At 54.7% G+C, this 12,999-nt stretch carries 12 protein-coding genes and 2 pseudogenes; 7 read left to right on the forward strand and 7 right to left on the reverse strand.

From position 1 onward, the window contains the following. A pseudogene (locus ABDW13_RS12505) lies at window positions 1-108 on the forward strand (lipoprotein NlpI); the annotation flags it as partial. 177 nt (window positions 109-285) lie between these two features. Continuing rightward, entirely contained in the window at window positions 286-2,181 is a 1,896-nt protein-coding gene (locus ABDW13_RS12510; protein ID WP_343552879.1) for a DEAD/DEAH family ATP-dependent RNA helicase, read from the forward strand. Window positions 2,182-2,249: 68 nt separating this feature from the next. Here the strand turns inward: ABDW13_RS12510 and ABDW13_RS12515 are convergent, their stop codons facing one another. Next, on the reverse strand, window positions 2,250-2,996 hold the full coding sequence (locus tag ABDW13_RS12515) for a glucose 1-dehydrogenase (protein WP_343552944.1): 747 nt from the start codon (window positions 2,994-2,996) through the stop codon (window positions 2,250-2,252). A 183-nt stretch (window positions 2,997-3,179) separates the two neighbouring features. Here ABDW13_RS12515 and ABDW13_RS12520 point away from each other — a divergent pair, with 183 nt between their 5' ends. Further along, a complete protein-coding gene (locus ABDW13_RS12520) occupies window positions 3,180-4,079 on the forward strand; it encodes an AraC family transcriptional regulator (protein WP_343552880.1) in 900 nt (299 codons plus the stop codon). A gap of 16 nt (window positions 4,080-4,095) precedes the next feature. Here ABDW13_RS12520 and ABDW13_RS12525 read toward each other — a convergent pair whose 3' ends face one another. The 3 genes from ABDW13_RS12525 to ABDW13_RS12535 all read right to left on the reverse strand — a co-directional run bounded on the left by ABDW13_RS12525 (window position 4,096) and on the right by ABDW13_RS12535 (window position 7,113). Next, complete coding sequence (locus ABDW13_RS12525) at window positions 4,096-5,106, reverse strand: luciferase-like monooxygenase (protein ID WP_343552881.1); 1,011 nt, start codon at window positions 5,104-5,106, stop codon at window positions 4,096-4,098. Between the two features lie 117 nt (window positions 5,107-5,223). Then, the gene (locus ABDW13_RS12530; RefSeq protein ID WP_343552882.1) at window positions 5,224-6,108 is read right to left on the reverse strand and encodes a U32 family peptidase; all 885 of its coding nucleotides are present in this window, start codon (window positions 6,106-6,108) and stop codon (window positions 5,224-5,226) included. Between the two features lie 9 nt (window positions 6,109-6,117). Next, window positions 6,118-7,113: a peptidase U32 family protein gene (locus tag ABDW13_RS12535; protein WP_343552883.1), complete on the reverse strand. Its 996-nt coding sequence runs from the start codon at window positions 7,111-7,113 to the stop codon at window positions 6,118-6,120. Between the two features lie 202 nt (window positions 7,114-7,315). On the opposite strand from ABDW13_RS12535, the gene ABDW13_RS12540 reads away from it, so the two are divergent. Both ABDW13_RS12540 and ABDW13_RS12545 read left to right on the forward strand, forming a co-directional pair. Beyond that, window positions 7,316-7,840 (forward strand): SCP2 sterol-binding domain-containing protein, encoded by a 525-nt coding sequence (locus ABDW13_RS12540; protein ID WP_343552945.1) that lies wholly within the window; start codon window positions 7,316-7,318, stop codon window positions 7,838-7,840. Next, on the forward strand, window positions 7,834-8,340 hold the full coding sequence (locus tag ABDW13_RS12545) for an N-acetyltransferase (protein WP_343552884.1): 507 nt from the start codon (window positions 7,834-7,836) through the stop codon (window positions 8,338-8,340). Before ABDW13_RS12540 ends, ABDW13_RS12545 begins: the two co-directional genes overlap by 7 nt. On the opposite strand, the gene ABDW13_RS12550 is transcribed toward ABDW13_RS12545, so the two are convergent. Then, complete coding sequence (locus ABDW13_RS12550; protein WP_343552946.1) at window positions 8,324-8,611, reverse strand: GIY-YIG nuclease family protein; 288 nt, start codon at window positions 8,609-8,611, stop codon at window positions 8,324-8,326. The two genes, ABDW13_RS12545 and ABDW13_RS12550, sit on opposite strands and share 17 nt — an antisense overlap. An 80-nt stretch (window positions 8,612-8,691) precedes the next feature. Between ABDW13_RS12550 and ABDW13_RS12555 the strand changes: the two genes are divergently transcribed. After that, window positions 8,692-9,120 (forward strand): YhbP family protein, encoded by a 429-nt coding sequence (locus tag ABDW13_RS12555; RefSeq protein WP_343552885.1) that lies wholly within the window; start codon window positions 8,692-8,694, stop codon window positions 9,118-9,120. Window positions 9,121-9,296: 176 nt separating this feature from the next. After that, window positions 9,297-10,334 (forward strand): permease, encoded by a 1,038-nt coding sequence (locus tag ABDW13_RS12560; protein ID WP_343552886.1) that lies wholly within the window; start codon window positions 9,297-9,299, stop codon window positions 10,332-10,334. Here the strand turns inward: ABDW13_RS12560 and nrdG are convergent. Both nrdG and nrdD read right to left on the reverse strand, forming a co-directional pair. Beyond that, window positions 10,329-10,790: pseudogene (nrdG, locus tag ABDW13_RS12565) on the reverse strand (anaerobic ribonucleoside-triphosphate reductase-activating protein); the annotation flags it as partial. The gene ABDW13_RS12560 and the pseudogene nrdG overlap by 6 nt on opposite strands. Then, window positions 10,790-12,928, reverse strand: coding sequence for an anaerobic ribonucleoside-triphosphate reductase (nrdD, locus tag ABDW13_RS12570; protein WP_343552887.1), 2,139 nt, complete (start codon window positions 12,926-12,928; stop codon window positions 10,790-10,792). The gene nrdD and the pseudogene nrdG, both read right to left, overlap by 1 nt. Between the last annotated feature and the right edge of the window lie 71 nt (window positions 12,929-12,999).

Below are 12,999 nucleotides of genomic sequence, written 5' to 3' on the forward strand. Positions count from 1 at the left end.
GCGGTGGCCAACAACGTAAACAACTTTGTTGAACACCGATACGCATTGTTGGAACTGGCGCAACTCGGCCAGACACAAGACGATTTATCAGAATCTGACCAGCAATAGCTGACGAACTTTTATTGCCTGAATACCTGTAAAGTCATCATCTTCAGAGATGAGGGCTTTTCTGTTCGTCAAAACTTCTAATTTGAGCCGGTTCACACTTTTTGATGAAAATGACTGAAAATTTTCACGACGAGTTATGTAGACTGGCCGCCGCAATCTAAGAGGCACGTGTACTACATGACTGATATTCAAACCACTTTTGCTGACCTTGGCCTGAACGCCGACATCCTCGAATCACTGAACGGTATGGGCTACGTTAAGCCTTCTCCAATCCAGGCTGAGTGTATTCCTCACCTGCTGGCTGGCCGTGATGTGTTGGGTATGGCGCAGACCGGTAGTGGTAAAACCGCGGCATTCTCCTTGCCGCTGCTGAACAACATTGATCCTACTGTTAAAGCACCGCAAATTTTGGTGCTGGCACCGACCCGCGAATTGGCGGTACAGGTTGCTGAAGCCGTCACTGAATTCTCTAAACACATGCGTGGCATTAACGTTGTAGCCCTTTACGGTGGCCAACGTTATGACGTACAGCTGCGCGCACTGCGTCAGGGACCACAAGTTGTTGTGGGTACGCCTGGTCGTCTGCTGGATCACCTGAAACGTGGCACGTTAGATCTGTCTAACCTACGCGGTCTGGTGCTGGACGAAGCTGATGAAATGCTGCGTATGGGCTTCATCGAAGACGTTGAAACCATCATGGCGCAGATTCCAGACGGTCATCAGACCGCGCTGTTCTCAGCAACCATGCCAGAAGCGATTCGTCGTATCACCAAGCGTTTCATGAAAGATCCGCAGGAAGTGCGCATCCAGTCAAGCCTGACTACGCGCCCAGACATTTCTCAGTCTTACTGGACCGCTTACGGCCGTAAAACTGACGCGCTGGTTCGCTTCCTGGAAGCAGAAGATTTCGATGCAGCCATCATCTTCGTGCGTACCAAAAACGCTACGTTGGAAGTGGCCGAAGCGCTGGAGCGCAGCGGTTATAACAGCGCAGCACTGAACGGTGACATGAACCAGGCTCTGCGTGAGCAGACGCTGGAGCGTTTGAAAGATGGTCGTCTCGACATCCTGATCGCTACCGACGTTGCCGCACGTGGTCTGGACGTTGAGCGTATCAGCCTGGTGGTGAACTTCGATATCCCAATGGATGCTGAATCTTACGTTCACCGTATCGGCCGTACCGGTCGTGCAGGTCGTGCAGGTCGCGCATTGCTGTTCGTTGAGAACCGCGAGCGTCGTCTGCTGCGTAACATCGAACGCACCATGAAGCTGACTATTCCAGAAGTTGAACTGCCAAACGCAGAACTGCTGGGTGAACGTCGTCTGGCTAAGTTCGCTGCTAAAGTACAGCAGCAGCTGGAAAGCAGCGATCTGGATCAATACCGCGCGCTGCTGAGCAAAATGCAGCCGGGTGAAGATCTGGACATCGAAACCTTGGCCGCAGCATTGCTGAAAATGGCTCAGGGCGAACGTCCACTGATTCTGCCACCAGAAGCTCCACGTCCAGCGCGTCGTGAGTTCAGCGATCGTCCAGACCGTGGTGATCGTCGTGATTCACGCGATTCTCGTGGGCCACGCGAAAGCCGTGACAGCCGCGATGGCGATCGTCCACGTCGTGAACGTCGTGACGTTGGCGAAATGCAGCTGTATCGCATTGAAGTAGGCCGTGATGATGGTGTTGAAGTTCGTCATATCGTTGGCGCGATCGCTAACGAAGGCGACATCAGCAGCCGTTACATCGGTAACATCAAGCTGTTTGGTACTCACTCAACCATCGAGCTGCCGAAAGGCATGCCGGGCGAAGTGCTGCAGCACTTCACTCGTACCCGTATTCTGAACAAGCCGATGAATATGCAGTTGATGGGTGATGCACCGGTGCACGAGCGTAGCGAACGTCGTCCATCTGCTGGCGGCGAACGCCGTGGCAATGGCGCACCGCGTGGTGGCGAAGGCGCTCCACGTCGTTTCTCTGAGCGTCGTGAAGGTGGCCGTGAAGGCGGACGCTTCAGCCGTGAAGGCGGTCGTGGTCCACGCCCGGAAGGCGCAGCCGCACCGCGTCGTCGTGATGCATAAGCGATAAACGCTTAAAATAAAAAGGGACGCTGATGCGTCCCTTTTTTTATGCCTGTGGAAATTAAAGTTTACACTCCGCCAGCAATCAGCACTCTTTCGCCACTGACATAAGCGGCTTCTTCCGAGGCCAAAAACAGCGCAACCTGCGCAACATCTTCCGGCAAGCCAAAGCGTCCAAGCGGCGTTGCGGCAATAAGTTGCGCTTTCAACTCAGGGTGCATCTTCTTCGCTGCCAGCAAACCTTCGGTCAAAATGATGCCTGGCGCTAGCGCATTCACGCGAATATTGCGCGGTCCCAATTCGCGGGCAAGTCCTTGCGTCAACGTATCAATCGCGCCTTTGGTCGCTGCCCAAAGCACCGATCCCGGCGTGCTGCGTTGGCTATTCAGCGCACTGAGGTTGATGATTGAACCGCCGCGTGAGGGGAAGTGTTTTGCCGCCTGCTGACACACCAGTAAAGTGCCGAGTAAGTTAACGCTAAGTTGTCGCTGCATCTCACTCACGCTGAGATAGGCAAACTCACCGTGGTGAAAAATGCCGGCGTTATTGACCACAATATCGGGGGCGCCAAACTGCTCAATGCTGCTAGCGAACAAGCGCAGCACATCGGCTTCGCGTGAGATATCAGCTTGTACGGCGATGGCATCGCTTCCTAACGCACGGATATCGGTTACCACATCCGCCGCGCCAACTTCATCCTGTAAATAATTCACCACCACCCGAGCACCGGCCGCCGCGAAAGTCATGGCGATAGCTGCACCAATGCCTTTCGAAGCGCCCGTCACCAGCGCAATTTTGCCTTCAAGTGTTTTCATCATGTCTCTCCACCTGAGATTTCGGGGAAGATAAAGCATGCGCTGTCGATAGATTTTGGTGGTAGCGCAATCCTGCAAGCTTTTTGCACAATCCTGCAAATCTGCTGTGCAAGGACTAGCCGCCATTCCGGTGGCAAGCGAGAATAACTACTTAGTCATTTCTCATCGTGGAGCGCGCATTGCATGATTCATCAAGAACAATGGCAGCAATTAGTGGCGATCATTGCCCGTCACGCGCCGGTCGATGGTCGCCACTATAGTCCGATTGATTTTCTCTCTTTTGGCCGCAGTTCACGGCCCACAAGTTTGTCGCACGTTGCCACATGGGCCAGTTTTGCCTTGGTGGCGCAAGGGCAGAAAGCGTTGCGCATTGGCGATGATGTGATGCATTACGGTCCGGGCGATTTGCTGCTGGTGACGCTTGATATGCCGGTGCAATCCTGCGTGGTATCCGCAACGCCCGATAAGCCCAATCTGGGTGTTGGCATCACCATCAACGAAACTCGTTTGATGCGTTATCTGGAGCATTTCCCACAGCATCAACTCGCTAATAATGCGAGCAGCGAACGTGGTATCGCGGTACACAAAGTCGCGCCACCGCTGGTTGATGCGGTAATGCGCTTGGTGGAATTGCTCGATCACCCGCAGGATATAGCCGCGTTGGCACCGTTAATCGAGCAGGAAATTTTTTATCGTTTGCTGACTGGGCCAGAAGGACCGCGCATTCTCAATATGGCGTTGGCCGAAAGACCGGGCAACAAAGTGGCGCGTGCCGCACGTTGGCTGCGGGAAAACTTTCATCAGCCGTTAAAGATGGATCAACTGGCAAGCAGCGTGGGGATGAGCATTTCTTCATTGCATCATCACTTTAAAGCGGTGACGGCGATGACGCCGATGCAATATCAAAAGAAGCTACGACTTAATGAAGCGCGGCGATTGATGATCATCGAGAAGTTGGATGCGGGGACCGCGGGTTATCGCGTGGGATATCAAAGTGCGTCGCAGTTCAGTCGCGAATACAGCCGCTTTCACGGCCAATCACCGGCGCGCGATGTCAGAATGATCGCGGTGGGGCCAGAATAGCGCCACCGCAATGATGTTACAGTGAACGTGCCGCTTCCATCGCCAGCGCGAATGAACGCAGACGCGCCTGTGAATCGTAAATCTGGCCGTTAACCATGATCTCATCGGCCTGAGTTTCACGCATCAACGCGGCAAGGCCGTTACGCACTTTATCGCTGTCGCCGACAATCGACATGCTCAATGCCTGCTGCACGCCATATTGTTCAGACGGCGACCACAGATTATCCATGTTCTCGACCGGTGCCGGCAGTGGGCCCGGTTTGCCGCGGCGCAGGTTGATGAACTGTTGCTGCATCGAGGTAAACAGGAAGCGCGCATCACGCTCGCTATCCGCCGCCACCACATTGACGCAAACCATCGCATACGGCTTCGCCAGACGCGCAGAAGGTTTGAATTTCTCGCGATACAGATGCAGTGCCTGAAACAGCAGATCCGGCGCAAAGTGTGAGGCGAAGGCAAACGGCAGACCGAGTTGTGCGGCCAATTGTGCGCTGTACAAGCTCGAACCTAGCAGCCAAACCGGAATTTTCAATCCCAAACCCGGAACCGGTTGTACCGGCGGATGCTCACCTTCTTCGGCGTCGAACCAACGGATCAGTTCAGAGACATCTTCCGGGAAGCTATCGGCTTGAGCGCTGGAGAGATGACGACGCAGTGCCAACATGGTGCGTTGGTCTGAACCTGGTGCGCGGCCCAATCCCAGATCGATACGGCCAGGATACAGTGATTCGAGCGTACCAAACTGTTCGGCAATCACTAATGGCGCGTGGTTTGGCAACATGATGCCGCCGGAGCCCAAACGCAGCGTTTCCGTATTGGCCGCTAAATAGCCAATCAGCACCGAAGTGGCGGCGCTGGCGATGCCGGTCATGTTGTGGTGTTCAGCCAGCCAATAACGGTGAAAGCCGAGTGCTTCAGACTGACGAGCCAGCGCGAGCGAATTATGGAACGCATCGCGTGCAGCGGAACCTTGCGGAATAGGAGCCAAATCCAATACGGATAGGCGAACAGTTTTTTTCTCAGACATGGGCACTCCAAATAAGGATGGCGCAGGTGTTTAATCAGACCTGCGCCTGAGAGTATTACTCATCGTTACCCATATTAAAACTGCTAATAAGCACACGAATATAGCCGGAATGTGCCTTTAGCGTTCGCCTTGCAGCGCCATGCCAGCCAGCCGACGCCAATAACCGTTGCAGTCACTGCCGCGTGCCATCATTAATGGTGACTGGCCGGCTTCGTTGGCACGAAAACGTTCGATTTCGCTCAGCGTGCTTTCGCCTTGTGGCGACAGGCGAACGATATCGACCCAGTTATGCATACCGGCTAAATCATTACCGAGGTTGTAGCAATAACCGCTCATGGTTTGGATGCCATTCAGCACAAACACTTGCTGACCTTCCTGCGACAAAACGCGGCGGCCGCTGGGATAATTGATACAGCAGGTTTGGCAATCATCTTTGCCGCGATTTTCGGCGCGTGCAGTAAAGCAGCGTGCCGACAGCGCCAGCGGCAGATGGCCATAACCGAGCACTTCCACTTCAAACTTATCGCGAATACCTGCTGAATCGCATTGTTGTAGCAACTGAATCAGCCAGTCGCGCGACATCTCAACCGGAATGCACCAGCGCGTCATGCCGTCTTTCAGCAACAGCTGCAAAGTTTGCGCGTTATAAACGTTGAGGGTTGGGCCAGCGACAAACGGCAATCGGCGTTCTGCTGCCATGTTCACCGTCCCCATATCGTTGGCTTCCAGCAGGAACTCGCCGTTTTCCACATAGCGACTGAGTTCTTTCACTTCCGATGGCGATTGCAGCAGCGCTAGCGTGCTCAGCACCACTTGCTTGCCATTGTTCGCCAGCATGCGCGCCATCTCCATCCATTGATTGAAGGAAGTGGCGCGACGTTTGCTGCATACCGCTTCGCCGAGATAGACGATCTCCGCGCTGCTTGTCGCCGCCTGCTGATAAAAGGTTTCCAGAGTGTCGGTTGGCCAGTACCACAGTACCGGCCCGATAGCGTATTTCATGCGGTCTCCTTATTGCCAGTCGCGGTGATATGCACCCAAGGTGGTTTGGCTGCCTTCAGAAAGTTCGCCCAGCGCCTGCATCCACGGCTCTTGCACCGCAAATTGCTCAGGTGCGGCCATGCAACGATCAATCGCCTGGCGCCACACTTTAGCTACTTGCGCCACGTAAGCCGGGCTGCGTTGGCGGCCTTCAATCTTCACCGAGGCGATATTGGCACGCAGCAATTCAGGTAGCAGCGACAAGGTATTCAAACTGGTGGGTTCTTCCAGCACGTGATACAGCTGGTTATCCACTTCATAGCGACCTTTGCACAAGGTGGGATAACCGGCGCTTTCGTTGGGCGCATAGCGATCAATCAGCACTTCATTGAGGCGTGATTCCATGCCTTTAGGCGTTTGCTGCCAGCGTACAAATTTCGCCGGTGAACAGGCACCTGCACTGTTAGGTGATTCGCCGGTCAGCCAGGAAGAGAGATAGCAGCGACCTTCAGCCATAATGCACAAACTGCCAAAGGCGAAGACTTCAAGCGGCACCGGCGTTTCGCGCGCCAGTTGCTTGACCTGATGCATTGAGAGCACGCGCGGCAGCACCACGCGGCTGAGCTGGAAGTGACGATGGTAGAAATGGATGGCTTGCAGATTGGTCGCTGAGGCTTGTACCGAAAGATGGCGTTCTACCTGCGGATAGCGTTTCGCTGCGTATTCCAGCGTGGCGATATCGGCCAAAATCAGCGCATCAGCGCCGTTTTGCGCGGCGACATCGATGGCGGATTGCCAACGATTGATGCCATCAGGATGTGCAAAGGTGTTGATGGCGACGTGTAATTTACGCCGATGCTGGTGTAGATAGCGCGCCGCTTCGGCCAATTTCTTATCGGTAAAGTTAAGGCCAGCAAAGTGGCGGGCATTGGTATCATCTTTTAAGCCGACATAAACCGCGTCAGCACCATGCTCCACCGCCGATTTCAGCGCAGGCAAATTCCCCGCCGGACACAGCAGTTCCATACATTTCCTCCCCGAATTCTGAAGGCGAAGAGTGTAAATAACTGGCCCTGCCGCAATGTTGATTTAAGGCAGTGAAAGCGCCATTGATGATGAGAAGTGCAGAATTTTCGACCAGCCGGGCGGTTATTTCCTTGATCTCAGTGGAGGCGAAGCCTGGCGAATGTGGCAGAATAGATGAAATTTTCTGAAGGGAATGTCGATGATGTTTGCGCGCTTACGTGGCCTGATTGTTGAAAAAGGCCCAGAATTCCTAGCCTTACCGGTTTCTATCACACCGTTCCCGCTGAAAAAAGCGCTTCTGCAACAACTCTTAAACTGGCAATTTCGCCATGCTTTGTCGGAAGGTGAGTTAGACTTTCTGGAAGGGCGCTTTCTCGGCATCGAGATTGCCGATGTCAATCTGCGTTGGATTACTACCCTGCAAGCAGGGCGCCTGACCGTTTCGCGCGACACCGAGGCTGATGTCTGGTTTCGTGGTGAAGCCAACGATCTGTTGCTGGTGGCAGCACGCAAAGCGGATCCCGATATGTTGTTCTTTCAACGCCGTTTGGTGATTGAAGGTGACACGGAGCTGGGACTTGAGGTGAAAAACCTAATGGATGCCATTGAACTGGATGCCATGCCCACGCCATTACGCACGGGGTTGCAGCAGCTGGCTGCTTTTGTTGAGGCAGGAATGAAACAGGACGCGAAGGCCGCTGAGGCGCGCGCGGGGATCTCATGTTGATTCGTACTGAAATTGGCGTTGATGCAGCCGGCATCGATAGCCTGTTAAAGCGCAGTTTTGCTAGTGCCGCAGAAGCGGAATTAGTCCAGCAACTGCGTGAAGATGGCTTGCTGACTCTCGGTGTGGTTGCCACGGATGATGAAGGCCAGGTGTTAGGATATGCCGCATTTAGCCCGGTAACGCTACAAGGTGAAGATCGCAATTGGGTTGCTTTAGCGCCGCTCGCCGTGGATGAATCGGTGCGCAAACAAGGCATTGCGAAGAAGTTGGTGTATGAAGGATTAGATTCCCTCAACGAGTTCAGTTACAGCGCCGTGGTGGTGCTGGGCGATCCTGAATTCTATAATCCGCTCGGTTTCGAACCGGCGGCGCGTCATGGTCTGCATTGCCGTTGGTTAGGCAGCGAAGCGGCTTTTCAGGTCTACAAATTGGCAGATGACGCTTTCGTCGGCGCAGAAGGGCTGATTGAATTCTCTGAACCGTTTAATCGTTTCGACTAAACCAGGCTAATAAGCAGGGCGGCTGCTGTGCAACCAGCAGCCGCTTTTGTGTGCGGCTGAGTTGCTTCACTTGATACTCAAGGCGCGAAGCCGCTGCACGGTCGCCCGCCTCGCAGTGAAACACCAACGTCAGTGGACCTTTGCCGCGCAATGAGCGCGCGCCGCGTCCTTGCTGATGCTGCTGCAAACGGCGGTTAACATCGGTTGTGATGCCGGTGTAGAGCATGCCTGCGGCGGTTTGTAGCAAGTAAAGTTGCCAGCGCTGTTCCATAATACTCATCTCGAAAAATTGCTGGCAGCAAGTGTAGCGTGCTTCATGCCGCATCGCTATGCGCCAAACGGAGCCGCATTTTGTCCGACCATTCTCATCTGATTCGTTACCTGAAAAAGCAACATGTGCTGTCGTTGTGCGCTACCGACGGCAAAGATATGTGGAGCGCTAACTGCTTTTACCTCTTTGACCAGGAAAGCATGGCGTTCTGGCTGATGACCGAACCGGACACGCGGCATGGGCAATTGATGCTGGCGAATCCGCGCGTTGCCGGAACGGTGAATGGACAGCCAAAAACCGTGCTGCTAATCAAAGGCGTGCAATACGCTGGCCGCATCCAGTTACTCAGCGGTGAACGGGAAACAGCGGCGCGCCTTGCCTATCAAAAACGGTTTCCGGTGGCGAAGAAAGTCAGCGCGCCGCTGTGGGAAATCCAGCTCGACGAAGTGAAGATGACCGACAACGCGCTGGGTTTTGGCAAAAAGATCGTCTGGACAAAACCTCTGTAGGGTCGCCATTCATGGTGACCTAAAGCCAGACGAGCCGGCAAAGGCGGTAATTTTTGGCGGCGGATCAAGTTTGAGCGCATTCCATGTGGCACTTTGCAAAGCCCTGAATAACACTAAGGTCTATCCGTCGCAAATCCCCTTGCGGCATCGTTATTCAGTTGAATACGGAATTCGTCATGACCCAACTTGCTTCTCACGCCCCAGCGACGCGCTTCGCCTGGTGGAAACCGCTGTTGTTCCTCGCGGTGGTACTCATCGGTTTGTGGTACGTCAAATGGCAGCCTTACTACGGCAAAGCCTTCACCGCGGCTGAAACCCATTCCATTGGCAAATCGATTCTGGCAAATGCGGCTGATTCGCCGTGGCGCGCGGCGCTGGATTACGCCATGGTTTACTTCCTGGCGGTGTGGAAAGCGGCGGTGCTCGGCGTGATTCTGGGATCGCTGGTGCAAGTGCTGATTCCACGCAACTGGTTGCTACGCCTGATGGGCAGCACGCGCTTTGGTTCAACCTTAATCGGCACCGGCCTGGGTTTGCCGGGCATGATGTGCAGCTGTTGTGCCGCACCAGTAACCGCCGGATTGCGTCAATCGCAGGTTTCCAGCGGCGCGGCGATGGCGTTCTGGCTGGCAAATCCACTGCTCAATCCGGCCACGTTGATTTTCATGGGCTTTGTGTTGGGCTGGAATTTTGCCGCGATTCGCTTGCTGGCGGGTTTATTCATGGTTTTGGGCATCGCCTGGCTGGTGCAACGCAGCGTGCCTGAACCCGCGGTTAACGCGCCAACGCTGACAGCCAGCACTGATCAACAACCGTTTTTAACCCGCTGGCTGCGCGTGATGTGGCGATTGTTCTGCAACACCATTCCGCTGTATATCGTGGCGGTGTTACTGCTGGGAGCCGCGCGCGTTTGGCTGTTCCCGCATGCGGATGGCGTGGTTGGTAATACGCTGTTTTGGGTGATATTGATGGCGATTGCCGGCTGCCTGTTTGTGATTCCGACCGCAGCAGAAATCCCGATTGTGCAAACCATGATGCTAGCGGGCATGGGCGTTGCGCCTGCGCTGGCGCTGTTGGTAACGCTTCCCGCTGTCAGTGTGCCGTCGTTATTGATGCTGCATCGCGCCTTTCCCGCGCGGGCATTGTGGCGCGCGCTGTTCGGCGTAGCATTCAGCGGCATGTTGCTCGGCGCTATCGCTTTGTGGTTCACGTAAGCGCCAAATTTTCTGATTGCGGCTGCCGCGCCACAGCAGCCGCGCATCTTTCTCCGCTTCGATAAAACGTCCGTCAATCAGCACATCAATTTCATCAATCACCTCGCGCTGCGCTGCGCTCAGTTCCGCCATTTCATAGCCGGTCCATAGCCAGATATCCTTATCGGGACATTCGCGCCGCACGCGTTTCACCAAACGACGTATGTGCGGCACGTTGTGCGGATGCAGCGGATCGCCACCGCTTAACGATAATCCCTGGCGTGGAATGCGCCGATCCTTAAGATCGGCAATCAGCTGTTCTTCCATCTCCAGCGTAAACGGCACGCCAGAATCCAGCCGCCACGTACTCTGGTTATAGCAGCCACGGCATTGGTGTTCGCAACCCGCGACAAACAGCGTACAGCGCGTGCCGGGGCCGTTAACGATATCGACAGAATAATATTGGTGGATGTGCATCATCCCAGTTGTCCTGTCTCCAGATGTTTCACCCGACGCTGCACTTCTTCTTGCTTACCGGCGTTGAACGGGCGCGCATCCGGGCTGCCGAGATAACCGCACACGCGGCGCGTTACCGAAACGCGAGCCGGATCGTGATTGCCGCAGCTTGGACAGGTAAAGCCTTTGCTGGTGCAGCTAAATTCGCCGCTGAAACCGCATTCATAGCATTCATCAATCGGCGTGTTGGTGCCGTAATACGGCACGCGGTGATAGCTGTAATCCCAGACATCTTCCAGTGCTTTCAGGTTGTGCTGGATGTTGGGGTATTCGCCGTAGCAGATGAACCCGCCGTTGGCGATGGCCGGATAGGGCGCTTCGAAGTCGATCTTGTCGTACGGATTGACCTTTTTCTCCACGTCGAGATGGAAGCTGTTGGTGTAATAGCCTTTGTCGGTGACGCCCGCAACCACGCCAAATTCGGCGGCATCGAGGCGACAGAAGCGATCACACAAATTCTCGCTCGGCGTGCTGTACAAGCTAAAGCCGTAGCCGGTTTCGGCTTTCCAGGCGTCCACCGCCTGACGCAGATGGTGAACAATCGCCACGCCTTTTTCGCGCAAATGCGCGGCATCATACGGATGAACTTCATTGCCGCTCAGCGCATTCAGGGTTTCATGCAGACCGATATAGCCAAGGGAAATTGAGGCGCGCCCATTACGGAAAATCGCGCCGATTTCATCATCGGCTTTCAGCCGCACGCCGCAGGCCCCTTCCATATACAAAATCGGCGCCACACGCGCTTTGGTTTTTTCCAGCCGCGCGATACGCGTCATCAATGCGCGTTTCGCCAATTCCAAACGCTGATCCAGCAATTGCCAGAACAGCTCTTCATCACCTTTGGCTTCCAGCGCGATGCGCGGCAAGTTCAGGCTGATCACGCCAATGTTGTTGCGCCCTTCGTGAATCTGCTCGCCGTTCTCTTCATAAACGCCGAGGAAGCTGCGGCAACCCATTGGCGTTTTGAATGAGCCGGTGATTTCCACCACTTTTTCGTAGTTAAGGATATCGGGATACATGCGTTTGCTGGCGCACTCCAGCGCCAGCTGCTTGATATCGTAATTAAAATCACCGGGTCGACGATTCACACCTTCACGAATGGCAAATACCAGTTTCGGGAATACCGCGGTTTTATGATTTTTGCCCAAGCCGGCAATACGATTGCGCAGGATTGATTGCTGAATCAGCCGCGCCGCCCAATCGGTGCCGAGGCCAAAACCAAAGGTCACAAACGGCGTTTGGCCGTTGGCGGTATGCAGCGTGTTGACTTCATATTCCAGCGATTGGAACGCGTCATAGCACTCTTTCTCGGTGCGCACGCGGGCATAGGCTTCGGCATCGGCAATCTGCCATTCATTTGCCACTGCACGATGTTTTTCCAGACTGAGATTCACGAAGGGAGCCAGCACTTCATCAATACGATTGATGGTGGTGCCGCCATAAATGTGGCTGGCGACCTGAGCAATGATCTGCGCCGTGACGGCGGTAGCGGTGGCGATCGATTTAGGCGGTTCGATCTCGGCGTTACCCATTTTGAAACCGTTGTTGAGCATGCCTTGCAGATCGATCAACATGCAGTTAAACATCGGGAAAAACGGTGAATAATCAAGATCGTGATAGTGGATCTCGCCGCGTTCGTGCGCCAGCACCACGTCGCGCGGCAGCAGTTGTTGCTGCGCATAATGCTTAGCGACAATGCCCGCCAGTAAATCGCGCTGAGTGGGAATCACCTTGCTGTCTTTATTGGCGTTTTCGTTGAGCAGCGCAGCATTGGTTTGCTCCACCAAACCACGAATGGCGTGATGCAGTTTGCCGCGTTGCTCACGTGCCAGATCGCGATCGTGGCGATATTCGATGTAGGCGCGCGCTAGCTGCGGCCAGCGCCCGCTCATCAACGTCTCTTCCACCGCGCACTGAATTTCGCGGATATCCACTTCACTGCGTTCGGCGAGTTGCTGGCTAACCTGCGCCGCCACCTGTTGGCACCAAAGTGCATCGTCAATCTGCGCGGCACGCGCCGCCGCCAATACTGCAACTTCAATTCGCTGCGCATCAAACGGCACTCTGCAACCGTCACGCTTAATCACCACCGTCGCCATTTCCCCTCCATGAAACTACATGTAGATATTTTTAAGGAGTGTAATCGCTATATGTGGTGCTTAGCTGAGAA

Source organism: Pantoea sp. (assembly GCF_039594315.1).
Classification (GTDB): domain Bacteria; phylum Pseudomonadota; class Gammaproteobacteria; order Enterobacterales; family Enterobacteriaceae; genus Pantoea.

Coding starts and splice junctions, on each gene's coding strand:
- ABDW13_RS12510 (WP_343552879.1), top strand. CDS start 286: ATGACTGATATTCAAACCACTTTTGCTGACCTTGGCCTGAACGCCGAC.
- ABDW13_RS12515 (WP_343552944.1), bottom strand. CDS start 2,996: ATGAAAACACTTGAAGGCAAAATTGCGCTGGTGACGGGCGCTTCGAAA.
- ABDW13_RS12520 (WP_343552880.1), top strand. CDS start 3,180: ATGATTCATCAAGAACAATGGCAGCAATTAGTGGCGATCATTGCCCGT.
- ABDW13_RS12525 (WP_343552881.1), bottom strand. CDS start 5,106: ATGTCTGAGAAAAAAACTGTTCGCCTATCCGTATTGGATTTGGCTCCT.
- ABDW13_RS12530 (WP_343552882.1), bottom strand. CDS start 6,108: ATGAAATACGCTATCGGGCCGGTACTGTGGTACTGGCCAACCGACACT.
- ABDW13_RS12535 (WP_343552883.1), bottom strand. CDS start 7,113: ATGGAACTGCTGTGTCCGGCGGGGAATTTGCCTGCGCTGAAATCGGCG.
- ABDW13_RS12540 (WP_343552945.1), top strand. CDS start 7,316: ATGTTTGCGCGCTTACGTGGCCTGATTGTTGAAAAAGGCCCAGAATTC.
- ABDW13_RS12545 (WP_343552884.1), top strand. CDS start 7,834: ATGTTGATTCGTACTGAAATTGGCGTTGATGCAGCCGGCATCGATAGC.
- ABDW13_RS12550 (WP_343552946.1), bottom strand. CDS start 8,611: ATGGAACAGCGCTGGCAACTTTACTTGCTACAAACCGCCGCAGGCATG.
- ABDW13_RS12560 (WP_343552886.1), top strand. CDS start 9,297: ATGACCCAACTTGCTTCTCACGCCCCAGCGACGCGCTTCGCCTGGTGG.
- nrdD (WP_343552887.1), bottom strand. CDS start 12,928: ATGGCGACGGTGGTGATTAAGCGTGACGGTTGCAGAGTGCCGTTTGAT.